At 41.3% G+C, this 26,632-nt stretch carries 29 protein-coding genes and 1 pseudogene; 13 read left to right on the top strand and 17 right to left on the bottom strand.

The annotated features are described in order from the left end of the window. The 8 genes from CRO04_RS17325 to CRO04_RS17295 form a co-directional block, all read right to left on the bottom strand. On the bottom strand, positions 1-506 hold a 506-nt coding region (locus tag CRO04_RS17325), incomplete at its 3' end, for a hypothetical protein (protein WP_141401004.1). Positions 507-649: 143 nt separating this feature from the next. Beyond that, positions 650-910 carry a hypothetical protein gene (locus CRO04_RS17320; RefSeq protein ID WP_097005493.1) on the bottom strand — a complete coding sequence of 87 codons (261 nt, stop codon included), beginning with the start codon at positions 908-910 and terminating at the stop codon, positions 650-652. Positions 911-923: 13 nt separating this feature from the next. Next, positions 924-1,046, bottom strand: a complete 123-nt coding sequence (locus tag CRO04_RS27060; RefSeq protein WP_278321370.1) for a hypothetical protein — start codon at positions 1,044-1,046, stop codon at positions 924-926. Further along, entirely contained in the window at positions 1,039-1,224 is a 186-nt protein-coding gene (locus CRO04_RS17315; protein WP_097005492.1) for a hypothetical protein, read from the bottom strand. Before CRO04_RS17315 ends, CRO04_RS27060 begins: the two co-directional genes overlap by 8 nt. Further along, the gene (locus CRO04_RS17310) at positions 1,224-1,592 is read right to left on the bottom strand and encodes a hypothetical protein (protein WP_097004890.1); all 369 of its coding nucleotides are present in this window, start codon (positions 1,590-1,592) and stop codon (positions 1,224-1,226) included. Before CRO04_RS17310 ends, CRO04_RS17315 begins: the two co-directional genes overlap by 1 nt. Before the next feature lie 407 nt (positions 1,593-1,999). Next, positions 2,000-2,221, bottom strand: a complete 222-nt coding sequence (locus tag CRO04_RS17305) for a hypothetical protein (RefSeq protein ID WP_097005491.1) — start codon at positions 2,219-2,221, stop codon at positions 2,000-2,002. 77 nt (positions 2,222-2,298) lie between these two features. After that, entirely contained in the window at positions 2,299-2,574 is a 276-nt protein-coding gene (locus CRO04_RS17300) for a hypothetical protein (protein ID WP_097005490.1), read from the bottom strand. After that, positions 2,571-2,861 (bottom strand): hypothetical protein, encoded by a 291-nt coding sequence (locus CRO04_RS17295; RefSeq protein ID WP_097005489.1) that lies wholly within the window; start codon positions 2,859-2,861, stop codon positions 2,571-2,573. The genes CRO04_RS17300 and CRO04_RS17295 overlap by 4 nt, the downstream gene beginning before the upstream one ends. A 293-nt stretch (positions 2,862-3,154) precedes the next feature. Between CRO04_RS17295 and CRO04_RS17290 the strand changes: the two genes are divergently transcribed. Continuing rightward, positions 3,155-3,514, top strand: coding sequence for a helix-turn-helix domain-containing protein (locus CRO04_RS17290; RefSeq protein ID WP_097005488.1), 360 nt, complete (start codon positions 3,155-3,157; stop codon positions 3,512-3,514). A gap of 128 nt (positions 3,515-3,642) precedes the next feature. Here CRO04_RS17290 and CRO04_RS17285 read toward each other — a convergent pair whose 3' ends face one another. Then, a complete protein-coding gene (locus tag CRO04_RS17285; protein WP_097005487.1) occupies positions 3,643-3,972 on the bottom strand; it encodes a hypothetical protein in 330 nt (109 codons plus the stop codon). A 194-nt stretch (positions 3,973-4,166) separates the two neighbouring features. Here CRO04_RS17285 and CRO04_RS17280 point away from each other — a divergent pair, with 194 nt between their 5' ends. Further along, positions 4,167-4,379 (top strand): helix-turn-helix transcriptional regulator, encoded by a 213-nt coding sequence (locus CRO04_RS17280; RefSeq protein WP_097005486.1) that lies wholly within the window; start codon positions 4,167-4,169, stop codon positions 4,377-4,379. Positions 4,380-5,204: 825 nt separating this feature from the next. Here the strand turns inward: CRO04_RS17280 and CRO04_RS17275 are convergent. The 6 genes and pseudogenes from CRO04_RS17275 to CRO04_RS17245 all read right to left on the bottom strand — a co-directional run bounded on the left by CRO04_RS17275 (position 5,205) and on the right by CRO04_RS17245 (position 11,584). Continuing rightward, positions 5,205-5,483: a hypothetical protein gene (locus tag CRO04_RS17275; RefSeq protein ID WP_097005485.1), complete on the bottom strand. Its 279-nt coding sequence runs from the start codon at positions 5,481-5,483 to the stop codon at positions 5,205-5,207. 30 nt (positions 5,484-5,513) lie between these two features. Next, the gene (locus tag CRO04_RS17270; RefSeq protein ID WP_097005484.1) at positions 5,514-6,194 is read right to left on the bottom strand and encodes a hypothetical protein; all 681 of its coding nucleotides are present in this window, start codon (positions 6,192-6,194) and stop codon (positions 5,514-5,516) included. A gap of 573 nt (positions 6,195-6,767) precedes the next feature. Beyond that, a pseudogene (locus CRO04_RS27495) lies at positions 6,768-6,884 on the bottom strand (hypothetical protein); the annotation flags it as partial. After that, complete coding sequence (locus CRO04_RS17260) at positions 6,881-7,357, bottom strand: phage integrase SAM-like domain-containing protein (RefSeq protein ID WP_097005482.1); 477 nt, start codon at positions 7,355-7,357, stop codon at positions 6,881-6,883. The pseudogene CRO04_RS27495 and the gene CRO04_RS17260, both read right to left, overlap by 4 nt. 69 nt (positions 7,358-7,426) lie before the next feature. Further along, positions 7,427-8,791, bottom strand: coding sequence for a hypothetical protein (locus CRO04_RS17255; protein ID WP_097005481.1), 1,365 nt, complete (start codon positions 8,789-8,791; stop codon positions 7,427-7,429). A 1,053-nt stretch (positions 8,792-9,844) separates the two neighbouring features. Continuing rightward, positions 9,845-11,584 (bottom strand): GGDEF domain-containing protein, encoded by a 1,740-nt coding sequence (locus tag CRO04_RS17245; RefSeq protein WP_166432599.1) that lies wholly within the window; start codon positions 11,582-11,584, stop codon positions 9,845-9,847. A 652-nt stretch (positions 11,585-12,236) separates the two neighbouring features. Here CRO04_RS17245 and CRO04_RS17240 point away from each other — a divergent pair. From CRO04_RS17240 to CRO04_RS17200, 9 genes are all read left to right on the top strand, one after another. Further along, positions 12,237-12,932 carry a F0F1 ATP synthase subunit A gene (locus CRO04_RS17240; RefSeq protein WP_097005479.1) on the top strand — a complete coding sequence of 232 codons (696 nt, stop codon included), beginning with the start codon at positions 12,237-12,239 and terminating at the stop codon, positions 12,930-12,932. Between the two features lie 29 nt (positions 12,933-12,961). Next, positions 12,962-13,180 (top strand): ATP synthase F0 subunit C, encoded by a 219-nt coding sequence (atpE, locus tag CRO04_RS17235; RefSeq protein WP_097005478.1) that lies wholly within the window; start codon positions 12,962-12,964, stop codon positions 13,178-13,180. 52 nt (positions 13,181-13,232) lie between these two features. Beyond that, entirely contained in the window at positions 13,233-13,733 is a 501-nt protein-coding gene (gene atpF, locus CRO04_RS17230; protein WP_097005477.1) for a F0F1 ATP synthase subunit B, read from the top strand. Further along, the gene (gene atpH / locus CRO04_RS17225) at positions 13,714-14,217 is read left to right on the top strand and encodes an ATP synthase F1 subunit delta (RefSeq protein ID WP_097005476.1); all 504 of its coding nucleotides are present in this window, start codon (positions 13,714-13,716) and stop codon (positions 14,215-14,217) included. The genes atpF and atpH overlap by 20 nt, the downstream gene beginning before the upstream one ends. A gap of 5 nt (positions 14,218-14,222) precedes the next feature. Further along, entirely contained in the window at positions 14,223-15,731 is a 1,509-nt protein-coding gene (gene atpA, locus CRO04_RS17220; RefSeq protein WP_097005475.1) for a F0F1 ATP synthase subunit alpha, read from the top strand. A 3-nt stretch (positions 15,732-15,734) separates the two neighbouring features. Beyond that, complete coding sequence (gene atpG / locus CRO04_RS17215; protein ID WP_097005474.1) at positions 15,735-16,631, top strand: ATP synthase F1 subunit gamma; 897 nt, start codon at positions 15,735-15,737, stop codon at positions 16,629-16,631. A gap of 61 nt (positions 16,632-16,692) precedes the next feature. Further along, a complete protein-coding gene (gene atpD, locus CRO04_RS17210) occupies positions 16,693-18,081 on the top strand; it encodes a F0F1 ATP synthase subunit beta (protein WP_097005473.1) in 1,389 nt (462 codons plus the stop codon). A gap of 22 nt (positions 18,082-18,103) precedes the next feature. Next, positions 18,104-18,523: an ATP synthase F1 subunit epsilon gene (gene atpC, locus CRO04_RS17205; RefSeq protein WP_097005472.1), complete on the top strand. Its 420-nt coding sequence runs from the start codon at positions 18,104-18,106 to the stop codon at positions 18,521-18,523. A gap of 191 nt (positions 18,524-18,714) precedes the next feature. Beyond that, positions 18,715-20,436: a methyl-accepting chemotaxis protein gene (locus CRO04_RS17200; protein WP_097005471.1), complete on the top strand. Its 1,722-nt coding sequence runs from the start codon at positions 18,715-18,717 to the stop codon at positions 20,434-20,436. A 52-nt stretch (positions 20,437-20,488) separates the two neighbouring features. Here CRO04_RS17200 and CRO04_RS17195 read toward each other — a convergent pair whose 3' ends face one another. Next, positions 20,489-21,295, bottom strand: coding sequence for a ZIP family metal transporter (locus CRO04_RS17195; RefSeq protein ID WP_097005470.1), 807 nt, complete (start codon positions 21,293-21,295; stop codon positions 20,489-20,491). 163 nt (positions 21,296-21,458) lie between these two features. Between CRO04_RS17195 and CRO04_RS17190 the strand changes: the two genes are divergently transcribed. Both CRO04_RS17190 and CRO04_RS17185 read left to right on the top strand, forming a co-directional pair. Next, on the top strand, positions 21,459-22,994 hold the full coding sequence (locus tag CRO04_RS17190; RefSeq protein WP_097005469.1) for a peptidoglycan-binding protein: 1,536 nt from the start codon (positions 21,459-21,461) through the stop codon (positions 22,992-22,994). Between the two features lie 15 nt (positions 22,995-23,009). After that, positions 23,010-24,371, top strand: a complete 1,362-nt coding sequence (locus CRO04_RS17185) for an MATE family efflux transporter (RefSeq protein WP_097005468.1) — start codon at positions 23,010-23,012, stop codon at positions 24,369-24,371. Here CRO04_RS17185 and CRO04_RS17180 read toward each other — a convergent pair. After that, a complete protein-coding gene (locus tag CRO04_RS17180) occupies positions 24,361-26,631 on the bottom strand; it encodes a sensor histidine kinase (RefSeq protein WP_097005467.1) in 2,271 nt (756 codons plus the stop codon). The two genes, CRO04_RS17185 and CRO04_RS17180, sit on opposite strands and share 11 nt — an antisense overlap. Position 26,632: the final 1 nt, after the last annotated feature.

Raw genomic sequence — 26,632 nt, 5'->3', positions numbered from 1 at the left:
GTATGGCGAATCACAGTGTCGCTTGAATGGTCATAGGAAAAATAGAAATCATCTGCCGACAAAGCAGGGTTAAACTTTGCTAAGTCAACTCCCATATTGTAAGAGTAGGAGTTTTCAAAAGAATTATTAGCCCCAATCTGTAGTTTACTGATTCCGGTATTGGTTCCATAACCGCTTTTGGTCTTAAAATAGTCCTTGACCATATCAATGCTTTCCTGTCCCAATTTAACAACAGACCCGTAAGAGAATTCAGCCATAGCTTTATAAGCAGTAAGGTATCTGGTATCTACTTTCACAAAGTCACCAATATCAGAAATAACGGAACCTAGATTCTTCGTGGAAACGTCAACACCAACAGCGGACATTAAGATCGTCCATACATAATCAACAGCAGTTAAAACACCGGAGCCATAGACATACCTGGCACCAAGATAATCAGTAGCAGGAGTAAAGACCAGTAGGAAAACAGCAAGGCTTAAACAGAAAAACCGTTTTATCTTACACATAAAAGCTCCTTTCTAGTATCTCAAATTTTCCCAAAAGAGAACCGGAGCTGCTGCGATCGGAAAAGGAAGTGAGATACAATAAAAATTTGTACAAAAAAGGAAGGGCAGGGCGTGCCCTTCCTGATCTGCCGTGACATTGGTCCTTATTTTGCGATCTGCCGGAAAAATTTAATTCCAAATCTGGTCGCCATTACCGCACCCACAACAGCTAAAGCAATGGGGAGTGCAACCGCAATCGTAGCTAGCATGTCATTTTTCACACCAGTAAATGCAGTTGTCATGATTCCGGTGATATCAACATCACCTTCCGCAGCATAAGCTGGAACGGCAGTAGCCATTGATACTACAACCGGGAGAGCAACAAGTCCAATCCTGCGCGCATTTTCCTGAATTTTGTTAGTCATAAAATATCCTCCTTTAAGATTTTATCATTAACCCCAGTAGGGAGCTAATTACATAGAAAATCAGTTCAACAATCAGTTTTAATATGATTCCGATACAAATACCACCGGAACATACCGCTATGTATGTTTCAATCATGCCAGGGCCTCCTGCTTATCAGACAAACACCAATCAGAACACCTAAGAACAATAGAAGAACAATTGCAAAATCATGGTCTGGGGAAACAGCGGAAACGGTTTCTTCCCCATCTTCAAGGGTGTAGGCTTCCTCGATCTCTGTATCAAAATCAGCTTCCGATGATGTAGAAAGAATCATCAGCTCACCTTCTTATCAGGCTTCTGATCAGGTTCCTGTTTTGCATTAAATTGACTGTCAGGAACCGGAGTGATCTGTACGTCGGAAATATAGTCAAGATCAATGATCTTAAGGACTGGCTTTCCATCACTACCAATTGACATGCTAAATTCTGCATCATAAAGAGCAGGAGCCCTTTTGATTTTTCCCATTACCTGAAAATCACAAGAGGATTTTGCCGGGCGAGTTCCTTTGGTGCCGTTCACATTATCCTCAGCCACCAAATCCGTATTAAAGTAATAATTAACAGAGGTACCTTGAACACGTTTTCCTGAATCATCGGTCATATCGTACTGACCAGCATAAAGTAAAATAATCTGCATTTTCATAAAAATATACCTTCCTTTCGTCTTAGACAGCCTTAAAAGGCGATCCGCAATTAATATGACATATTGATATACTGCAAAGTTTCAAATCCGGGAGAGTAACCGGGCCAAAGCCTGATAGTTAGGTATTGGCCGAGCAATTTGGGCCCCCCGGCGATGCCCCCAAATTGCCAAGCTGCCGTACCGGATACCCGATACAGAGCCAGGCGGGGCGGTAATCAAGGAAAAAAGGGGAGATTGTGTCAACCTGGTGAAAGTTGAAGTACTGGCTTGCGTAAGCTGTTGTAACTCCCAGCGCATTGGCTGCGCCTGCGCCGGGAGCCTGGCCTGGCGGCTAGGGGGAGGTGTGTCGCCTGGTCATTAGTTTGGGCCAGGTTTAAACCAAAACCCGGCCCGGGTTTCATTCTAATTCAAATTGTATTGTTTAAGACCCTTAGAATACTTTCCTTTGCCCGTATAATACCATCCGTTCCATAGAATGTATGGAAATGAATATCATCGACAATATTATCAATTACAAGGTTATGTAGAACATAGTGCTTGATAAACCCCTTTAATATCATTTCATCATTTAAATTTCCATGGGCTAAATCAAATAACCAAAGTTTCATTTCCTCCGAGTAACGTTCCATTGATAAATCCCCCCTTTCTGTGTATCTCAATTACCGCAGCTGCAGCCTGGTGAATTAAGCGGTTTTGAGATACAGATTTAAATGATATGATTACTCCGGATATACGTTATGTCAAAGGATAATGATCTTAATTCAGATGCTAATTCATCTAACCGTTTCGCGGTATCCTTAAGATACTTCTCCCGTTGGGAAATTTGCTTGTTAAGTCGATCAAGCGTTTCATTTCTTTCTGGTTCGGTATCTCTGGCATCCCGGATAATATTAACAAACTTCTGGTTGAAGCCTTCCCCGGAATAACTGTTGATGTAATCATAAATTTCTTCCGGAACTCTTACACTTTTTGGAACACTCATGCGGACACCTCCCGAAGCATTCCATGGTTCATTAAGTACTGAATGCTGAAATGTTTAATCAGGTAATCGGTGCCTTTTGATTCGTTTCGGAAACAGATGATCGTGTCACCCAAGACGAGTGTAACAGTAACATGGATATCGTCGCCAGTAACCGGATGCTGATATGACATCCAGTAGCAGGTACGATGATGACTAAAGTCACATTTGTGTAACTGCGGAAGATCGGTGTTGACTGCACTCATAAGTGCGTACATCTTTGATTTGTTTAGATTGAGCTTATAACTCATTTGACCTCCTATCCGCGGCTGGTATAAGAGCCTACCGCAAACACATCATTAATAAGTTACTATGTTTACAGGAGCGGCCAAAAATGTTAGAATAAGACTGCGACGTTTTATTTTAAATTTTTGGTGCTCCTGCATTGGAGCTCCATATTAGACATCTGTGAAGATGATAATATGGCCGTTTCAGTGAGGGGTGAAAAGGTATCACGCCTTACATTTTTTATTATAGTAGATTAAAATCTACTTGTCAATCACAAAAGTAGCATTGTGCCTAATTTTATCTGAAAGGATATACTATGGGAATAGTAGATAGAATACAAGTTAAACTTAAACAAGATGGTTCAAGCATTAAGGCTTTAGAAAGAGAATTGGGCATAGGAAATGGAACAATTAGGAGATGGGATGAAAGATCTCCCCAGTGTGATAAACTTGTAAAAGTAGCCGAATATCTACATGTATCGTTAGATTGGCTGGTTTTAGGGAAAGAAGTATCAGATGGATTCACAGTAGAAGAACATAATATAATTCAAGCATACCGTAAAGCAGATTTTATTGACCAAGAATCAATTAAACGAACATTAAAAGTGAAACAATCAGAACCATCATTAGATTTAGACAAAAGTCAGGGGAAATCATCAGAATCAAAGATTGGATAAAAAACAGATAATTTGTATCTCAACTCAATTCCTGATCGGAGCAGCTCCGGGCAACCAGGAAGGAAAAATGAGATACAGAAGAAGGGGAGCTCCTAAAAAACAGAGCCCCCCTCTCTTTTAATAAATTGTCAATGACCATAAACATCACTAGCAAATATAAAACCAGCACGAAAACCCATTTCATAGCTTAATTCTTGACTTTCTTCGCTGTTCATAATTACATTTACAAACATCTCTTCCGTTTTAATTTTACTTTCTTTTTTATCTTCTAAAACGGCTTCATTAGCATACAATATTCTTTTTCTAATAGATTCTAAACATTGATAAAGATTTTCTGTATTTTTTTTACTTCTTTCTTCTGGCGTTCCTTCTTCAAAATCTTTATTAGACATGCCATTCAAAAAAAAGCTACAAACTTGTTGAAGATTAAGTCGACTTTGATAATTTTCATCGTACATTTTTATTACCTCCTATAAATTAAAACATGTTTTTAAAATAAACTTAAATATTGGAAAAATAAACATATATATTTATATATTACACATCAAAGGAGAAAAGTCAATACATAATGTTGAAATTAATGTTTAAATTTGCAATCATTTTGTTGTATTTATAAAAATTTGTATTTATAATTGTGATGGAGGTGATAAAAATGAGAATGGCAACAAAAATAAAAATGATTCTTGCAGCAAGAGATATGACGATCGGCGATCTGGCCGAAAAATTAGAAACAACACCACAAAATATAACAGCCAAAATAAATAGAGATAATTTATCAGAAAATGACTTACATCAAATTGCAGAAGCTTGTAATGCAACTTATGAGGGATTTTTTACTTTGAATGATAGTAATAAACAGATTTGATCGTATAATAAACGGTACTATTATAGCCGAATTTTATCCATATTTCCTGTCTTTTAGAAAATTTTGTAGACGAAACACAAAAAAGGAAATATAATGAAAGAGCTGTTTTTGTACTCCAATCTGCGGCAGCAGAAAGGAGGTGTAACCTTGGAGCAGCTTCTAAATTTTTTAATTCCGATTATGGCACGAGTAGTGGGCTACTACATATGCAAATGGTTAGATCGGAAAAACAAAAACAGCTAACCTAAAAGAAACCCCGGAGATTGGCCCTCTCCGGGGTTTCGCTTTTGTGTAACCTAAACAGCTTCTAAATTTCTTTGGCTACTATTATCATATTTCATCTGAGTATAAAAGTCAAGAAAAAAATGTATCTCAAAACTTTCGCAGCTGCCAGGATCCAGGAAGAAAATTGAGATACAATAAAACAAGAAAATCCAGGGCGGAAACCCTGGACTTTCTCTGCTGTCACACCCAACCCGTACAACGGAAAGGATGTTTATATTTTATATCCTGTTGTGTCGCCTGTCAATCTTTCTTGTATCTCAAATCCCGCTCTGATCATTGGCTGCAGCTTTATAAACGAGATACATATCACCCATATTCCTCTTAATCTATTTGTCCAGGGTTCGAGTCCCTGAAGGCGCAGTAAAAAAGTACTGTTTTTGACGACAGAGAGCGTTGGGGACGGTGCTTTTCCTTTGTGTAAAAATGACAGCGGAGGATGTAGTTTTCGTAGCAAATTTCTTGTTTATATTCATATAATTAATAATCTACATGTATAAAGCAGGAATCCATGATAGTAATTCACGGATTCCTGCTCGCATTTTACAGCCAAAATAAAATAATATCTACAGCAAAAAATGCCAAAATTATTGCTATTTTCTTTGGAGTTGAATATTTGGCCTGTTCTCGAAATATATCCTGAGCTATAATAACTAATAATAAAATATTATATGCCAACATAGAAATACGTTCGCTCCAAATATACTTTAAATAAATATCTGTAGGTAAAAGAGATTTCAAATCAGCAATTGGCAGGATCTGGCAACTTAATATAATACTTATAATAATTAAAACTATAAAAATATATTTTTTAATTTTCACCTAAAGTCCCTCCTGCTTTTAATGGAAACATCAGCCACCAACCGCCTGATGCCTTTGAGTGTAAGAACTCACATAATGTCCAAAAGCATCATAGCATTTAATAGTATCGTGATAGCAATGGGTATAATATGTATTATCAGCCTTAAAGTAAACTTCGTTTACCTGTTCCGTTACTTCTTCATAGCCAATATCGCTTTTTCTTATCTTATCATAAGCTGCTTTTGCAACTTTTGCAATGATTACTGGATTTGCAGTAAATGCAGACGCAAGTATTCCTGCTATTGCAGCAGCTGATGTTGCCCCCTCTGCTCTTGTCACTGTCACAGAATTTTCGGCTATCACAGTATGGTAACAATTCGAACTATGTGCAGTATCTGCACGCATCAGCATATTTGGAGAACTCGAAGCATTCTTTTCGCTTTCAATCCTTTTTAACAATTCCTGATAATTAATAGTACCATAATTTGTATAGCTATCACTTCCCGAAGTCGTTGTAACTAAAGTTTTACCGCCGGGTTGGGTTACTCTGGTTAACTGAACTGTCTGCCCATCAATATAAATTACTGCGTTCTCTGTGACGATATTGTCATTAATAGAAATATTATATTCACCACTTGGAGCTGCAATTACGTTCATTACTGAACAGCTCAAAATCATTATTAAAGATAAAATTAGTGCGATACCTCTTTGAAATTTGTTCTTTAATTTCATATAGTAAATCCTCCTTTAACTGCTACAACGTATATTTAGTATCTAAGCGCTTGTAAGAAATTAGCTTAAATCTAATTAATCCAAGGGAATCACCTCTTTCTTTTGATTAATAGTATATGGTAAATAGAGTTCCGTATACTAACAAATTAAAAATCAACACTAACCGAGTTGCCATCAGATAACCAGCTTGGTACATATTAGCTAAACTAGTCCCCCTCTCCTATCAATAACCTAAGACTAATGAAGCATAACAATAAAGTTCCCTATTTCTTTTTTCATTTTATTTTGAGGTTATTTATTGCCCTCTATTATATAAACGTTTAGACTTATAATTGGTAACACTATTTTTGATATTTTAAACATTAGTTCCCTCCTAATTTGTATCTCAACCAAGTTCCCGGACAGAGAAGCTCCGGCTGATCGGGAAGGTTGATTGAGATACTTTTATTTTATCTGTCGGAAGAAAATATCATCAAGTTTATATACATCTGCATCCATCATACGATACTGGTTTGCCATTTTCACATAATCCCTGGTAGTCGTGTAATCACTATGACCAAGCATATCACGAAGAAATTCCAGGTTTCCACCGCCAACCAGATAAGAGACAGCAAATGTATGTCTTAATAAATGCGGATGCAGCCTTTCAACACCTGTCCATTTCCTTATTCTGAAAAAGAGCTGCTTCAATACATTATAGTTAATAGCTTCAGAGTTGAGTTTAAGAATACCTGATCAAGTGCCTGAACCTCATGACTGTATAAAGGGAGTTGTATCCGGGAATCGTTGGTTGGGAGCCGGGGTCTTTTAAATGTAACCTCACAGTCCAGATCATCACGAATATAGTTAAAGAACACTTTAACAGCTCTGGTATAAATTCTGATGGTGGAATTTTTCAGATTTCCTTTCTTTTCCTCTCCAATCTTAAACGGATGCTTTTCATATTTGGGTTTGAATCTAAGATGTTTTATATAGCTTTGTACGATATCAGGAGCCAGGCTATCCACCGGAATACGGTCAATCGGTTTTTTAAACTCTGATTCCAAAAACTCAAAGAAAAAACTTAAGTTCTGTTCATAATATTTACAGGTACTATTATCACAATAAGATTCTTTTAACCCCATAAACTTTTCAAATGCCTTTTTAACTGTTATCTTATTCATTCGTAAAATCTCCTTGAAATTCATTTTTGCTCATGCTATTATGACTATAGACTTCACCAGTCGTTTTATCTATGATCGTGAGTTCAGACCTTGCAGTATATGTAAGGCTGCCCGGCAGTTCATCGGAGTTGAGCTGCTGGCCTTTTTTGTTTTATACCGTAAAGCCTTCTCAACATCATTATCATTTAACGTACAAAGTGCATCTACAACATCTTGCATGATATCATCTTCATTCATACCCTTATTATAAAATCCTAACGTTACAATACTATTGATCGCCCGTCTTTTCACCAGATCAGCATTGAGATGGCGGCTATATTCCCGTACCAGCTTAAGCTGCATCGGGGGTATGTGTGCATCAACCAGTTTACAACTACGCAGAGACTTCCAGAAGCCGCACATTTCACGGCGAGATTTATTCATATCCCCTTCCGGTTCTACCATACGAAATACATAGTTAGTCAAGTAATCCATAATCAGTTTCCGATTGTCCAGGTGATCATAAATCCTTTTAGCGGTTAACTTTGACTTGTTATCCCGAAGCGGAAGCAGTACATAAGATTTTGAATGACGGCGGCGTGTCTGATACTCTACATTCATAATCAGGTTTACTTTTGGAGTTAGACCGTCAACAAATTTTTGTAAGGTATCTTCCTCCATGGTCTGCTCCCCGGACAAGAGCCTGCGGCAGACTGACTTTGCATTTTCATCAGAGCCATGTTCCAGGTAAAAGGAAGCACGGGCCATATTAAGGTACTGCCAGCTCCGACGCTTATAACATTCCTCATAAACGTGTAGATCATAGCGGTTAATTAGGCCGTTGAACAACCAGAAGTAAAAGAACCAGCCTTTATAACCCATTTCAACAACTTCTTTGCTTTTCATATAGATTCTAACAAAGACTTTATCCGTTCTCTTTCCCAGGGCAACATAATCAATTTCATAATCCTGACTGCCTTTCTTCTCTGTATGGGTGACAGCATCGTTAAACCGATCTACACGCATTTTGTAAAAGTTTTCAAGGGAAAAGAAGTGTTCTGGATTACTTAGGTAGTTGCTATGCCAGCAATAATCAATTCGATTTTCCTGCGCATAGGCGATCTGTAAGCCGAAATGCTCTGCTAATGCCTGGACATATTCATAAGAACGTTCGAATGATTCATTGACCCCATATATCCAAAGCATATAACTTCTGATCTGTACTACTAATTCACAGGTAACTGATACCGATGAATCGGAAGATTTTGGAACGACAGGAGCTATAAAAATACCCAACCATTCAGGATACTCCAAAAAGACGTTATACATCTTTGCAAAGCTATATGGTTTTAGGTTCAGGAAGAATCCGGAGCCGAACTCAAGACGCAGAAAATCAACGTTTACATTCTTGGAAAGCTTCTGGTTCACAGCATCAAAATATTTTCGGAACTCCATGACTTCCATATCCAAAGAATCAGCGGTGAAGAATTTACAAATTTCACTGAATAATAAAACGTATCAATGCTATGTAGGAATTTCTTTTGCTTAAAATCAAACCAATAATTTTGGTCACTTTCATTTTTTGATAAAAGTCAGGGGGAATCATCAGAATCAAAGATCGGATAAAAAACAGATAAAATGTATCTCAACTCAATTTCTGATCGGAGCAGCTCCAGGCAACCAGGAAGGAAAATTGAGGTACAAAAGAGGGGAGTTCTCGAAAACAGAGCCCCCCTCTTTGTGAAAATTGTAGACGAAATAAAAAAACGAAATATAATGTAAAGTGCTGTTATATCCCAAACTGCGCAGCAGGATGGGGGTGCAACAGTTGGAATACATATTAACCCTTATGCTTTCGGTCATAGCAGGCGTAGTGACTCATTTGGTTTGCAAATGGCTCGACTGAAAGGAGAAATAACAGCGAGCATAAGAAAACCCAGGGACTGCCATCCCTGGGTTTTCGTTTGTGCAACAATTGAAATACATAATCCCTTTGTATCTCTATTTTATACCTAAAGTACTGGCGTGTCAACAGTTGCGATTAAAAAGGACTGCGTAAATTTATCTTCGGATTTAATCGTGCAGACTTCACTTGTCAGCCGGGTTTCTTCTCCACCCCGTAGTTCTATAAGTGTTATTTTTGCTTCATTCCAAAGGCAATCCAAGGTCCATCAATGTCTTCTAACAAAATTCCATATTATTATAATCTGTCATATTGAGCGGACGAATAATTTTAGCACCTTTGCTTATAAACTCATTTTGCAATGCTTCTTGATTGTCTTTTATAAAATAAGAATCTTCACCATAACCATACAATTCCCTATTCGTGTAAACTTTTTTACTATTTGCTTTAGTTTAAAATTCTTTGGATATAATTATAAACACTAAAATAGTGTATGTGTCAACTGCTCTTCGATATGAATGGATTTGTTATCACGTTTCCGCGAATTAAGTAATTCTGAAGTTGATAAGACTATGTATATACTTGAAGCGAATATCACTGTAAGTTTAATAAATTTCATAATAGCTGCCGGTCTGCCGCTTGCATTTCTTTTTTAATTCAGCAATGTCTGCGGAGAAGGAATCCATATTATGATAAGATTTCGTGCGGTTGGATATTCCTGCAACAGAGAGGCTTGCAATGGGGAATTCTTCTGTTAGTCCCCGCCTGTTTTTAGATACAATATATCCTCGTTCTATATCCTCTTTGTGATATAGGGAAGTGACGCGGTTTGTAAACTGATCAATGACTTCCCTGCAGAAATTCTCTGCCTCATGGTAGTCACAGATTACGATAAAATCATCCCCGCCGATATGTCCGATAAACTCGCTTTTTACAGCTGTCTTTTTCAGAATATCGGCAAGCAGCATAAGCATCATATCTCCGGACTGAAAACTGTAAGCATCATTATAAGATTTGAAGTTATCAATATCAAAATATATGATACAGTAGGGAGCATTGCCGAGAACCCGGTATAGTATTTCCTGATCGATTAAAAGGTTGCCGGGCAGGCCTGTCAGCGGATTGGAATGCATAGCGGTATCCACTTCTGCCTTTGTACAGGCTTCAAGAAGGTCTTTGATTGTTACGATGCCCCAGTATTTCCCTTCCCTTTCCACGACTATCGGGTTGTAGAGCTGTTCATATTGCCGTTGCATGGCAAGCTTGGAGACCTGGTTGATGGGCATATCGTAATTCACACTGAGAAAATTCTTGCTGGTCAGCTGCTGTATACTCTTTTTTGAGTTAAGGCTAAACCCGTATCTGCCGCCGAATTTTTCAACCAGAGCGGTTCTTGTCATAAAGCCAATGGCAGCGCCTTCTTCCGTAACTGTAAATTCCGTGATAGAAGGATTGTTTTGAAGTGTTTCGTATATTTGAAGTGCTTTTTCATCAGGAAAAAAGGTATGTCCTGACCTTGATAAATATCCAGCCATGGGATAGATAGAGGTTTTGTTCATTCTAATATAGCTTCTGGCCTGATAACTCTTGATTAAGTCTGCTTTTTCCTTTGAAATATCCTTAAAATCCGGGTCTGGATAGCCCAGAAAGTAACCCTGCCCATAACCAACACCAAGACTGATCAGTGTTTCTAATTCCTCTTTTGTTTCAATTCCTTCGGCAATCACAAGTATTTCTGCATTTTTACCAAAATCAGAAAGTGCCTTAATGAGCATCCGTTTCGTTTCATCTTTTTGCACATTCCGGATCATGTTCATGTCAAGCTTTATTAAATCCGGTCTGGCGTTTGCAATAACATTAAGACCGGAGTAACCGGCCCCCACATCATCAATGGCGATTCCGTAATTCTGCTTTTGGTAATGCTCAACTGCAGCAGTAAATGCATGGGTATCTAATATAGAGACGCGTTCTGTTATTTCAAAGATGATATCATTTGAATTTAAACCATATTTTTGCAGAAATGATTTAGTGAAACCCTCCCGGAAGGCAGTATCATAAATGATATTGCAGTTCACATTGAGAAACAGCTTTTTGCCACGTTCCATATATACGGAGTGTTCCAATGCCTTTACTCTGCACAGGGTTTCTAACTCCCAGGACTTATTATGCTTAAATGCAGTCTGAAACATCTCCTCAATATTCATATCAAGTTCTTTTTCCGATATTCGGGTCAGCGCTTCAAAACCATAGGTTTTTCCATCCACCAGTGATACGATAGGCTGAAAAACCGGGATTAAATGGCGGCCCTCTAAAACTCTGTCTAATTGATGATATTTGTCGTCCATAACAATGCTCCTCATTCCGTTCACATTGTGATGGAATAATCGTATCGGAAAAATGAAAAGAATACAAGCATATTCCGGTAAAGAATATGTAATACTTATTATAAAGTCTGGAATGCTTAAGATCATTTTACCGTAATCTACCAGTTTATATATCATTTTAATAGGAAGAGATAGATTTAAAATTATATATAAATGTATGGGAGCATTTGTGTGTTTTGATAGTTGCACATCGATGCCATGTGAAAGTAATTGATTTTTTACCCATCATATCTGCTTTATTTAGATATTCATTCGTTACTTATGACGGTGAATTAAAAAATCAATAAAAAATACATGGCATTTTTCACAAAATATTAGAAAAAAATTCTACATATAGCCTAGAAAAATTCTACATAAGAGGGTAACTTTACAAAATGTTTACTTTTTAGGTTAAAAAGTTAATAAAAAATTCAGATTTAAGGTGGTGAAAATTGTTCCAAATGTTCAAACAATTATATGCATTAACAAGATGTTATGAATTGGATAAAAAGTTGACAATTTTTGCAGATGAAAGTATGATACACGATATACCTGAGCAATATTGTATATTTATACGTACAATGTCGTTAATCGGGAAGTATTAAGGAGAAAAAAACAGTCTCTAAGAAAGGAAGTGAGCATTACGGAGGAGCTGGCAGAGAAGTTATTAGAGGAACTGAACTGCGAAACGGTCTTTACCATTCCGATATTCGGCGGCATTCCAATCGCTGAATCCGTAGTGGTGACATGGATTATCATGGCGGCACTGACATTCCTTTCCATCATCCTGGTGAGAAATCTTCAGGTTGAGAATCCTGGAAAGAAGCAGCAGGTGCTTGAGATGACAATCGGCGGACTTTATGGTTTTTTTGAGGATCTGATGGGTAAGGAAGGGAAACGCTATATTCCCTATTTGATTTCTGTGGCTATTTATATTGGTGTGGCGAACTTAATCGGCATCATTGGCTTTAAGCCTCCAACCAAGGATTTAAATGTCACCGCAGCACTTGCATTTATGAGCATTGTGCTGATTGAATATTCGGGGTTTCACAAAAAAGGCGGCAAAGAATTCATAAAAGGCTTTGCTGAACCCATGGCACTTTTAACCCCCATGAACATTCTCGAACTATTTATCAGGCCACTGTCGTTGTGTATGCGATTATTTGGCAATATTCTGGGATCGTTTGTAGTCATGGAGCTGATTAAGAGTGTGGTCGGGCCTATCTTACCAATTCCGTTTACCATGTATTTTGACATATTTGACGGGTTGATTCAGGCATATGTATTTGTATTTTTAACAAGTCTTTTTATGAAAGAAGCACTGGAATAAAATTAATTAAGAAAAAAGGAGAAATAATTATGTTTGCAGCAATTGGAGCAGGAATCGCAGTATTTACAGGTTTAGGAGCAGGTATCGGTATAGGAATCGCAACATCAAAGGCAACAGACGCAATCGCAAGACAGCCGGAAGCAGAAGGCAAGATCAGCAAGATGCTGTTACTTGGCTGCGCCCTGGCAGAGGCAACTGCCATCTATGGTTTCGTTGTAGCCATTCTTATCATTTTATTCCTTAAATAATAAAGTACCAGGATATATTCGGAAAAAAATAAAAGAAAGGCAGGCGATACAGATGCTTAGACTGGATATGAACTTTGTGTGGAATATCGTGAATCTCATCGTCCTGTATTTTCTGCTTAGGCATTTCCTGATTCAGCCGGTTATGAATGTAATAAATAAACGTCAGGCAATGATTGAACAGAGCATCAGCAATGCGAAAGCTTCTGAAGGGCAGGCCTCTGTTATGAAAAAGCAGTATGAAGAGAAAATTGCTGCATCTAATGAAGAGGGAGCGAAGCTGATTGAAGAGGCGAGAATTCAGGCAAAAGCCCAGTATGACAGGATCTTAAAGGATGCGCAAGAAGAAGCGGGACGTGTTATGAGCGAGGCTCAGAAGAGAGCGGAGGCTGACCAGGAAAAAGCAATGCGTGAAGCAAAATCACAGATCGCAGGTCTGGTAATTGCAGCAGCAGCAAAGGTAGTTGGTCAGGAAGCTGACGCGAAAGCAAATCAGGCGCTTTATGATTCATTTTTAGCAGAAGCAGGTGATTCCCATGAAGCAGGCAGCAATTAATTACGGGCAGGTGCTGTATGAGCTTTCCCTTCCCGAGAAGGTGATAGAAGATACGGCTCTGGCACTGAAAACGGTGCCGGAGCTGAAACGTGTCTTAAACAGCCCTGTAATACCAAAAACAAGCAAACACCGGGTTATTGACCGGGTATTTGATGAACCGGTCAGAGTCTTTTTAAAGGTATTGGTAGACCGCCGTGATATGGAGCTTGCAGAAGATATATTTGAAGCGTGGCGTTCTCTGGTATGCAAAGAGGCTGGAATACTGGAAGCATCCCTAACCTATGTAACAAAACCGGATGAAGAGCAGATGCGTGAGATCAAAGCCATGCTTTGCAGGAAATATGAGAAAAAGGAAGTAAGACTCCGCCTGATCGAAGACCCCGGTTTAATCGGTGGCTTCATCCTCCGTGTCGGAGATGTGGAGACTGACTGGAGTTTAAAGGGACGTCTGAGACAATTAGAACAAAATATAATGCGGAGGTGAAAAACGTGGCTTCCATCAATTCAGATGAAATTATTTCTATATTGAGAAGTGAAATTAAGGATTATGACGCTCATGCCAGAGACCAGGAAGTTGGTACTGTCTTAAGCGTAGGAGACGGCATTGCAACAATATACGGAATCGACCATGCAATGTACGGTGAAATTGTTATATTTGAAAACGGTGTTAAAGGAATGGTACAGGATATCAGACGAGAAGATATCGGCTGCATTCTCTTTGGTTCAGACCGCGATATAAAGGAAGGCTGTAAGGTTACAAGGACAAAAAAACGTGCCGGAATTCCGGTTGGTGACCAGTTTATCGGAAGAGTTGTGAATGCTCTGGGAGCACCAATCGATGGAAAAGGCGATATCAGTTCTGATGATTACCGCTCCATTGAACATGAAGCACCTGGTATCATTGACAGAAAGAGTGTATCGGTTCCTCTTGAGACAGGTATTCTTGCCATTGATTCCATGTTCCCAATTGGACGGGGACAAAGAGAGTTAATTATTGGTGACCGCCAGACAGGTAAAACATCCATTGCAATCGATGCGATCTTAAACCAGAAAGGAAAAGATGTGGTTTGTGTCTATGTAGCGATTGGACAAAAAGCATCTACGGTTGCCAAACTTGTAAATACGCTGACTCATTACGGTGCTATGGAATATACCATTATTGTATCTTCCACAGCCAGTGAGCCCGCTCCGCTTCAGTATATTTCACCTTATTCAGGAACTGCTCTTGCCGAGTATTTCATGTATAAAGGTAAAGATGTACTGATTGTATACGATGATCTTTCCAAGCACGCGGTGGCATACCGTGCCTTATCTCTGCTTCTTGAACGTTCTCCGGGACGTGAGGCATACCCAGGTGACGTTTTCTATCTCCATTCCAGACTGCTGGAGAGGTCCAGCCGTTTAAAGGAAGAACTGGGAGGCGGATCCATAACTGCTCTTCCCATCATTGAAACACAGGCTGGAGATGTATCTGCCTATATTCCAACTAATGTTATTTCCATTACAGACGGACAGATCTTTTTGGAGAGTGACCTTTTCTTCTCCGGTATGAGACCTGCAGTAAACGTCGGCCTCTCCGTATCCCGTGTAGGCGGAGCGGCTCAGACAAAGGCAATGAAGAAAGCAGCAGGAAGCATTCGTATTGATTTGGCGCAATGCCGTGAGATGGAGGTATTTACCCAGTTCAGTTCTGATCTTGATGCTGCAACTAAGGAGCAGATTCAGTTCGGCAGAGGTTTGACAGAGATGTTAAAGCAGCCGTTATGCCATCCCTTGAGCCTTCATGCTCAGGTAATCAGCTTAATTACAGCCAATAACCGTCTTCTGCTTGATGTGGAGGTTTCAAAGGTAAAGGAATTCCAGAGGAATTTACTTGATTTCTTTGAAAGCGTTCATCCGGAGATCGTCAGTGAAATCGAAGAGACGAAGGTATTGTCTGATGAGCTGAAACAAAAGATCCTTGACGGAGTAGCAGAATTTAAACAGAAACGGGTGTAAGATATGGCAAATGCGAGAGAAATACAAAGCAGGATGAACAGTATTAAAAGTACCATGAAAATAACCAATGCGATGTATACCATTTCCTCGTCAAAGTTAAAAAGGGCCAGAAAGGCTCTGACTGATACGGAGCCTTATTTTTACGGACTGCAAAGAACCATTGACAGAATCATGAGGCATACGCCAGACATTGATGACCCGTATATGGATACCCGGCCACAGATAAAAAAAGAGGACCGTAAAATCGGATATATCGTAGTAACAGCTGATAAAGGTCTTGCAGGTGCATATAATCACAACGTTTTTAAACTGGCGCAGGAACAGATTGACAAGGGAGGAAATCCCACACTGTTTGTTGTAGGCGATCTGGGACAGCAATATTTTCGCAAGAAAGGAATTCCTGTGGAACAGGACTTCCGTTATACAGTACAAAAACCCAACATGAGCCGTGCAAGAATTATAGAAGAAAAAATCGTTGATTATTTTCTGTCAGGGAAACTTGATGAAGTGTATATGATTTACACCAGAATGGTAAATGCGATGAAGATGGAAGCGGATATACAGCAGCTTCTGCCTATTCCCAAACACCGCCCGGGACTGAGCATTCCTTTAAATGTTCACCTGGAGGAAATCACCATGAAGCCATCTCCCAGGGCAGTAATTGATGCAATTGTACCAAATTATATTGCTGGTTTCATTTACGGAGGACTGGTGGAATCTTATTCCAGTGAGCAGAACTCCCGTATGATGGCAATGCAGGCGGCGACAAATAGTGCCCAGGATATGCTTGATGAGCTGGCGATTACCTACAACAGGGTGCGGCAGGCGGCAATTACCCAGGAGATTACTGAGGTAATCAGCGGAGCGAAGGCGCAGAAGAAGAAACAGAAGAAGGCTTAGGTCTATCGTATTTTCCATAAATTGAGAGAGGAGGAGTCCTCACGACTGTGAGTAACAGATTATGAATAAAGGCAAAATCGTTCAGGTCTTAGGACCTGTAGTAGATGTGGAATTTTTAGAGGGCAGCGACCTTCCCAACATCAAAGACGCCCTTGAGGTGGATAATGATGGAAAACGCTGCGTAATGGAAGTTGCCCAGCATATGGGTAACAGTACAGTCCGTTGTATTATGCTGGCTTCCAGCGAAGGTCTGTGCAGGGATATGGAAGTAACCGCTACAGGAGAGGGTATTAAAGTTCCTGTTGGTGAGCAGACACTGGGACGTTTATTTAATGTCCTTGGTGATACTATTGATGATGGAAAAGAATTGACAGAAGGTCCCAAGTGGGTCATTCACAGAGATCCTCCGCCATTTGAAGAACAGAGTCCGGTTGCGGAAGTTCTGGAAACAGGTATTAAGGTAATTGATCTTCTTGCTCCCTATGCAAAGGGCGGTAAGGTTGGTTTGTTTGGAGGTGCCGGTGTTGGTAAGACCGTTTTAATTCAGGAGTTGATTCACAACATAGCGACCGAACATGGCGGTTATTCTATTTTTACCGGTGTTGGGGAACGTTCCCGTGAAGGAAATGACTTATGGACAGAGATGGGAGAATCCGGTGTAATTGCAAAAACTGCACTGGTATTTGGTCAGATGAACGAGCCGCCGGGCGCACGTATGCGTGTGGCTGAAACGGGACTGACCATGGCGGAGTATTTCCGTGATGAAGAGCATAAAAATGTGCTTTTATTCATTGATAATATCTTCCGTTTTACACAGGCAGGTTCTGAGGTTTCTGCCCTTCTTGGACGTATGCCTTCCGCAGTTGGATATCAGCCGACTTTAGCGACTGAGATGGGAGAACTGCAGGAGAGAATCACATCAACTAGAAATGGTTCAGTTACCTCTGTACAGGCAGTTTACGTGCCTGCCGATGACCTTACTGATCCTGCTCCGGCAACTACGTTTGCACATCTGGATGCCACTACGGTTTTATCCAGAAAGATTGTGGAACAGGGTATTTATCCGGCTGTTGATCCGCTGGAATCAAACTCCCGTATTCTGGAGCCGGATGTAGTAGGGGATGAACATTATGAAGTAGCACGAAAAGTTCAGGAGCTTCTCCAGAAGTACAAGGAACTGCAGGATATTATTGCGATTCTTGGTATGGAGGAACTGGGTGATGATGATAAGATTACTGTTTATCGGGCAAGAAAGATACAGAAATTCTTATCCCAGCCATTCTCCGTTGCAGAGAACTTTACCGGAATCCCTGGAAAGTATGTTCCTTTAAAGGAAACAGTCCGTGGATTTAAGGCAATTGTGAACGGTGAGATGGACCAGTACCCGGAAGCTGCGTTCTTTAATGTTGGAACTATTGATGAAGTAATAGAAAAGGCCAAAACATTATAGGCTTGACTTGGAGGTGCTGTCAGTGAGTACAAATACTTTTTTCCTTCAGGTGCTTGCCAGTGATAAGGTTTTTTATAAAGGACTCTGCCAGAAGCTGATTATTCCTCTGGAAGATGGGGAAAAGGCAGTCCTGCCTCATCATGAAGATATGGTAATTGCAGTTGCCATTGGAGAGATGAGACTTCTGGATGAGGATGGAGAGTGGATCCACGCTGTAGTTGGTAATGGATTTGTCCAGATCATCAACAACCGTGTGACTCTGCTGGTGGACACTGCAGAACTTCCTGAGGACATTGACGAACGGCGTGCCGAAGAGGCCAGGGAGAGAGCAGAGGAGCAGTTAAGACAAAGCAAGAGCATCCAGGAGCATTCTCATTTTGAGTCATCTTTAGCCAGATCTCTGGCCAGACTGCGTACCAAGCATAAGTATGAGCTCCACTAGGAAAACAATAATAGAAACGAGATACCCGTAAAAGCAGAGCCTGCTTATCCGGGTGTCTTTTTTTGTAAAAAAATAGTAGATTTCTGTCGAATTATTGGTGGAGCTGCAGTTGACGGTATATTTGAATGGTGCTATAGTAATCAATAGAAATCCTGTAGAAAACAGGGGAAACAGATGATGGAGGAGTTGTTGTGTTTAGAAATCTAAAGATAAGGTCAAAAGTTTTTGCTGCTTTTGGCATCATTATTGTTTTTGGTATTGTTGCCTTTGCAGGTCTTTTGACAGGTATGAAAAAAATTGCAGGAAATGCGCAGGATTTATATGACAAGCCATATTCTGCCGCACAGAGTACATGGGAAATCCGCCGTGGGCTTTTAGACAGCCAGATGGCCCTTTACCGGCTGACCAGTGAAAAGAAGGCGGACTTAAGTGCGGCTACAGAAGAAGCCAGATCGGTCATGGACCAGGACAGCCAGAACATTGAAAAAGCGGTGGCTGATCTGAATCAGAAGTTAAAAACTCAGGAAGAAAAAGATATTCTGGCGAAGATTCAGGCAGGTATTTCAGAGACGTCTCAGATCAGAGATAACGTGCTCAGCCTGACTTCCAATGGAAAACTGGACGAAGCCAGGAATCTTGTTAAAAGTGCGTATGAACCAAAGTTTGAGGAAGTTAAAAACCAGTCCATGAATCTGGGAGATCTTGTGGCAAAGGATGCACAGGGATTTGTTGCATCAGCCAATCAATCCAGTGACTGGTTTTTATTTGCAGGAATTGTAGTTATGGCATTAACTATTATTTTATGCGCAATTATTGCCGTTCTCTTTTCCAAATCCATCTTAAAACCATTAATGGAACTTGATCTGGCAGCAAAGGAGATGGCAAAAGGTGATTTAAAAGCTGTCCGCTATATTACATACCAGTCGGGAGATGAGCTTGGAGGTCTGGCAGAAAGCCTTCGTTTCACCATGAAAACACTGGATGCCTATATTTCTGAAATATCGACGGTACTGTTGCGTCTGTCTAAAGGGGATTTAACTGTTCCGAGAGATCAGATCACCGATTTTCTGGGAGAGTTTTCAGAGATTAAGAGTTCTTTCGTTACGATTTTAAAAAGTTTCAATAATACACTTGGAGACATTCATGAAGCCAGTGCACAGGTAGATGTCAGCTCCGATCAGGTTTCCGATGCTGCCCAGATGCTGTCACAGGGGGCTACGGAGCAGGCAACTGCATTAGAGGATCTTACAGAGGCTATTTCCCATATTTCTGAACAGATCAGGGATAATGCAGATCATGCAAAGAAAGCCAATTCTCTAACGGAACAGGCACAGGCAGAGGTTCTGGAAAGCAACCGCCATATGGTATCCATGAACGATGCCATGAAGGAAATCAGCCAGTCATCCCAGGAGATTGGAAAGATCATGAAAGCAATCGAGGATATTGCATTCCAGACTAATATTTTAGCGCTGAATGCTGCAGTGGAGGCGGCCCGGGCAGGCGAAGCCGGAAAGGGATTTGCGGTAGTTGCAGATGAGGTAAGAAGCCTGGCTAGCAAGAGCGCGGAGGCCAGTAAGAATACGGCTGTTTTAATAGAAAATTCTGTTAACACAGTGGAAAAAGGAATGAGTATAGCAGAACAGACATCCCACTCTCTCAATGTGGTAAGGGAAACCATGGATCAGGTGGTTGATACGGTCAATCAGATTACACGTGCATCGGAACAACAGGCAGAGTCGGTTGAAAGCGTATCCGGAAGAGTGAATCAGATTGCGGCAGTTGTCCATACCAATTCTGCTACTGCAGAAGAAAGTGCGGCCGCCAGTGAGGAGCTTTCCAGTCAGGCAGCATATTTAGAACAGCTTGTGGAGCGGTTCCAGCTGTATCGGGACAGAAAAGAAACGGATAATTAACATATGAATTAATGGGCCCCGGGCAGTGAAATCATCTGCCGGGGCCCATTGTTTAACCTAAAGAGACATCCAGTATCATCATTATAAGAAATCCGGCCATGACTCCTAGGGTTCCAACATTGGAATGCTCACCTAAGTGTGCCTCGGGGATCAGTTCCTCCACAACCACATACATCATGGCACCCGCTGCGAATGACAGAAGCCATGGCATCAATGGAGCGATACCTCCTGCAGCCATGACAGTGAGGATACCAAATACAGGTTCCACGATTCCTGATAAGCTTCCCTTTATAAAAGCCTTGCGGGTAGAGAGCCCCTCCTGCCTGAGCGGGAGGGATATGGCGGCTCCTTCCGGAAAATTCTGAATCCCGATTCCGATAGCGAGAGCCATGGCCGAGGTATAAAGGGCCGGGTCACCTCCATGCTGAGCAGCAAGGGCAAATGCCAGACCAACCGCCATACCTTCTGGTATATTATGAAGTGTAACGGCCATGACCAGCAGTGTGGTACGTTTCCAGGATGATGAAATACCTTCTGCTTTGTTGGTATCGGGACTGCTGATATCTGGATGTAGATGGGGCAGACAGCTGTCCAGCACAATTAAAAATAATACGCCCAGTAAAAAGCCTCCGGCAGCAGGAATCCAGCCGATCTCTCCCCTTGCCTGTGCCTCTTCTATTGCAGGGATCAGCAGTGACCAGACTGATGCTGCAATCATGACGCCTGCCGCAAATCCCAGAAAAATCCTTTGTACTGATTGATTTACTTCCTTTCGAAAGAAAAATACAACCGAAGCTCCCAGTGTTGTCATTAAAAAGGTGAAACCGGTACCTCCGGCTGCCCATAAAATTGGTGTCATAAGTTTCCTCCTCTCCAAGAAACGGTTAGTTTTAACTAACTAAATCGTTCTATTATACTATATCATAAGAAGTAAAAAGGCGCAATGAAATAAATTTCCTTTCCCTTTCCGACAAAATTATGTTAAAATAGACCTGATTTTACATATGAAAGGAAATTAATTAATGAACATAGATAAATACTGGAACAGACGGTTTGCAGGACCGTTTTTTATAGCTGCAGCGGCTGCAGCCTGTCTGTCTGCATGCAGCAGTGAGAGCACAGATTCAAAGGAGACACTGACTGCGACACCGGCATCCGCCATCGTTACAGAAGTAAAAAAAGAGCAGCCTCTGACCCTGTTGGCACCAGGCGGATTTTTGCTTCCAAGCCTTGACGACGTACCGGAACTGAAAGAAAATCCCATACCGGAATTTCTGAGAAATGGTGTGGAACATCCTATAATAGCCAGTATTCAGGAACGTCTGATGAATCTGGGATTTATGGATAATGATGAACCTACCAATTACTTTGGTAATGTAACTGAGGCAGCAGTAAAGACGTATCAAAGGCAGAATGAACTGGTTCAGGATGGAATTGTCGGTCCGGAAACCTTAAATTCCATTATGTCTCCGTCTGCCAAATACTACGCGGTTGCAAAGGGAGTTCAGGGTGATGATATCGCAAGGATTCAGAACCGTCTTTATGAACTGGGGTATCTTGCTAATGCAGACCAGGTTACTGGAAGTTTTGGTGACGAGACTGAGGCGGCTGTGATGAAGCTTCAGGAGGTCAACGGTCTTAATGTAGATGGTAAGGTAGGCCGCCAGACGATCAACCTGCTCTACAGTGAGGAGATCCGGCCGAATTACCTGACCTATGGAGAAAAGAGCGATGTAGTACTGGCCAGCCAGGAGCGCTTAAAGGCTTTGGGATATTTGATGACAGAGCCCGACGGTGCGTATGGAAATGATACGGTAGCAGCAGTTAAACAGTTCCAGTCACGTAATGACCTTGTAGTAGACGGATTTCTGGGACCTTCAACCAGAATAGCATTAAACAGTTCTGAAGCACAGCCCAATGGTATGGGGCTTGGTGAACAGGGAGATTCTGTTGTTAAGATCCAGCAGCTCTTAAATAAATACGGATATCTTTCAAAAGGCAATATAACCGGCTATTATGGGGAAGTAACTGAAAAAGCGGTAAAAGCCTTCCAGAGCAGAAACGGTCTTTCCTCTGACGGTGCCGTAGGCCAGATGACTATGAATAAATTGACAGGAAGCGGTGTGAAATCTGCGGGCACTTCCGGTGGTGGTTCGGCAAATGACTCCGGAAAAGGCGGCACAGTAAAGGGAGGTTCCGGTGTCAGCGGTCTCCTTTCAATCGCAAGATCCAAACTTGGCAGTCCCTATGTATGGGGATCAAAAGGACCTGGTTCCTTTGACTGTTCCGGCTTTATATACTGGTCGCTGAATCAGGCAGGTGTCCGCCAGAGCTATCTGACCTCCTCTGGCTGGAGAAGTGTAGGCAAATACACGAAGATATCAAGCTTTGGCAGTCTGCAGGCCGGCGATATTATCGTAGTCAGCGGTCATGTGGGAATCGTGGCTGGCGGAGGGAAAGTAATTGATGCTTCCTCAAGTAACGGACGGGTGGTAGAACGGTCTTTAAGCTCCTGGTGGAGCAACAACTTTATCTGCGGCTGGCGTATATTTGGATAGGAATGGTTCAGAATAATGAGTATGAAAAAACAGAAAAAAGAGATTAACATGATCACGGATCCGCCGGGAAGGGCCCTCCTTCTTTTTGCCCTTCCCATGATCCTGGGCAATTTATTTCAGCAGTTTTATAATATTATTGACTCTGTCGTTGTGGGGCGGTTTGTTGGAGAAGAAGCCCTTGCTTCAGTTGGGGCCTCTTTCGCCATTACCAACGTATTTATCGCCATAGCAGTAGGGGGAGGAATCGGAAGCTCTGTGGTAGTATCACAATTTCTTGGGGCAAAGCAGACAGGGAATATGAAAACAGCCATCTCCACCACATTAATTAATTTTCTGACCATTGGTATGGTGCTTGGCGGGCTGGGACTGTTTTTCAATACCCGGATTCTTCATCTTATGAATACACCTTCCAATGTTTTTGAGCAGGCATCGGTGTATTTAAGTATTTATTTTATCGGTCTGCCTTTTCTGTTCATGTATAATGTTCAGGCAGCTGTGTTTCAGTCACTTGGAGATTCTAAAACGCCATTGTATCTTCTGGTGTTCTCTTCTCTGTTAAATATAGCGCTGGATCTGCTGTTCGTGCTGCAGTTTCACAAAGGAGTAGCAGGTGTTGCTGCTGCAACGCTGATTGCACAGGGATTATCTGCTGTGTTATCGTTCACCATTCTGATCAGACGGATAAGAACTTATGAAACTACGGAATTATTTCATATATATGACTGGAAGATGACAGTTCACATGATGCAGGTGGCAATTCCTTCCACACTTCAGCAGTCCATCGTACACATTGGGATGCTCCTGGTACAGTCGGTTGTCAATGGATTCGGATCTGCAGTCATGGCTGGTTTTGCGGCAGGAACCAGGATAGAATCCATCTGTATTGTACCAATGCTGGCGCTGGGGAATGCCATGTCAACGTATACGGCGCAGAACATGGGAGCACAGAAAACGGATCGTGTCAGGAACGGATACACAGCCTGCTGTAAGATGGCAGCAGTGTTTGCAATTATTATCTGCATCATAATGGAGAGCCTTGGAGATGTGTTTATCAGAAGCTTCTTAAATGAGAGCAGTGCCCTGGAAGCATTTGTGACAGGAATCAGTTATGTACGGTTTATTTCCTTCTTCTTTTTCTTTATTGGATTAAAGGCAATCACAGACGGACTTTTAAGAGGTGCAGGTGATGTGGTGGTGTTTACGGCAGCCAATCTGGTAAATCTGGCAATACGCGTAACGGGAGCTGCATTATTTGCTCCTGTAATCGGGGTCCAGGCCGTATGGTTTGCTGTGCCAATCGGCTGGACCATTAATTATATCATATCATTCAGCAGGTATCTCACCGGAAAGTGGGAAAGAATCCGTCTTATTTCTTAAGGGGAAAAGACACCGTTGCCTTAAATAAATCTCCGTCAATAAAAAGGCGGAATTGCCCACCCTGAAGCTCGGTCAGGCTCTTTGCAATGGAGATTCCCAGACCGCTTCCCTCGGTGGTTCTGGCTACGTCCCCACGGACGAACCGTTCTGTCAGTTCATCTGCGCGGATGTTTAACGGATTTTCAGAAATATTCTTTATGGTAAATAAAATGTTCTGATTCTCTCTCTCAATATCCACATATACCCGGCTGTGTTCCATTGCATATTTGAATGCATTGTTATAAAGGTTCTCAAGTACTCTCCATAAGTACCGTCCATCTGCCTCGATCAGCAGGGATTCGTCTGGAAGTACGGATACCAGCTCTAAATGACGCAGTGAAAACTTTTCTTCAAATTCTCCGTTTGTCTGATGGATTAGTTCAACAAAATCAATGCTTGCCATCTCCAGCTTTAAGTTTCCCGAGCTGGCCTTGGAAGCCTCTACCAAATCTTCTGTCAATGTCTTTAAACGCTGGGATTTCTGTTCCAGTACCTCCAGATATTCCTGAATCCGGGGATCCTTTATATTCTCCCGTTTAATTAAATCCACATAGTTGATAATCGACGTAAGCGGAGTTTTTATATCGTGGGAAACATTAGTAATCAGATCAGCCTTCAGCCGTTCGCTGCGAACCTTTTCCTGGAGAGCAGTTTCAAGTCCAGTGCTGATGTGGTTAATATGTTCAGCCAGTTCCCGCTCTTTTCCATAAAACTTTTTCGTATCAATCTTATACGTTGTATTTCCATTGGAGATATTTAAAAGTGCCTGATTAATCTGGTCGGTCTGCCAGGCATTTCTGTACATCTGATGAAATGCCCAAAGATCCCCAGCGCAAAACAGCACAGCCAATGCTCCCATCAGTATCCGGGACTCTAAACTGCTGTATGAAAGCAGCAAAAATGCAAAAGCCAGTATCATCACCACATTAAAAACCAGAAACAGGGAATAGGTGATCATGATTCTGGTAGTAAAGCGGTGATGCTTCAGATAGAGTTTAAAGGTTCTTATCCCTTTATACAAAAGACTGTTTTTCCATAGAATACCGGACTTATACTGCGCCAACAGGTGCAAAGAAACAGAGATTCCGGCAGCATAGAGTATCAGTATTTTTATTACCAGCTCTCCATAGTACCATTTCTCAAAAGCGAGAAACAGATGAATAATCTTATAAACGACCAGCTGTGAGAACAGCAGGGCCAGACCAGTGGCTGCCAGATATAAAACAAGACTGAGTTCGACGGGAAGACGGTCCGGTTTCTGCGCGGTTGGAGAGGAGCCTGATTCGCTGGGATGCCCGGTAAGAAGTACCATAACATAAAGTGTTGCGATACACCCTAAGATTCCAAGCGCAAGGCAGATCATACCAATGATGAAGAGAATACGCATCTGTTCAAAGGATTCCGATGACTGGTAGTAAACATCATCGTAAGGATAGGAGGTATTGACTGCTACGGACATATAATAATTGCCATTGTTATAGGGGTTCATCTTCTCCAGTTCAGAGGCCACGTTCTTCGGTACGGACAACAGGTTGGAGTCTACATAAAGTGCCTCTCCTGTAACGTATAAATATTTTCCCAACGTCTTATACTGCTCAAGGGTTTTTCCTGGGAAGTTGGTGTATAGTTTATAGTCTTTCGAGGTATTCTGATAACGGATTTCAAACTTTAAATTCCCTGGATTTTGAATAAACTGGTAATAAAAGCGGTAATAGTTGCCCAAATGAGAGAGAACCTCATAGGAGAGCTGATCAATGGACTGAAAAGAGTCTCCTGGTTCTGATGCCTTGAAATCAGGTTCATAGGCCCGGTAAAGAACCTGGTAATTTAAATCTTCGTCAGTATCTTTATCAGGATGACCGCCGCTCACCTTAAACTGCTCATTCAGATAATATCCCTTGGACTTGGCGTGGCGGATCATCTCGTCTAATGTGAAGTCTTTTGTGGTTCCCGGACCATCCGCAACCTGTATGATAAATTTAGAGTAATCCAGCTTTCCGTTTGTTTCAAATACTTCCTTGTATTTTACATAATTAAATATATCATCTATATCAGATTTTAACTGACTGGTGAATTGGGGAGTATCCTCGTAGGTCTCCTGGGTGATCCAGCTGATTCCTTCCTCGTAATGGGGGTTGTTATACATGATAGTGACACCGATCACTACCAGAAGGGAGAACAGGAGATGAGCCAGTATGGCCTTTTCTTTTCTTTTTTTCATA

This window comes from Lacrimispora amygdalina (assembly GCF_900205965.1).
Taxonomy (GTDB): Bacteria; Bacillota; Clostridia; order Lachnospirales; family Lachnospiraceae; genus Lacrimispora; species Lacrimispora amygdalina_A.
This window is presented reverse-complemented; position numbering and strand designations above follow the sequence as displayed.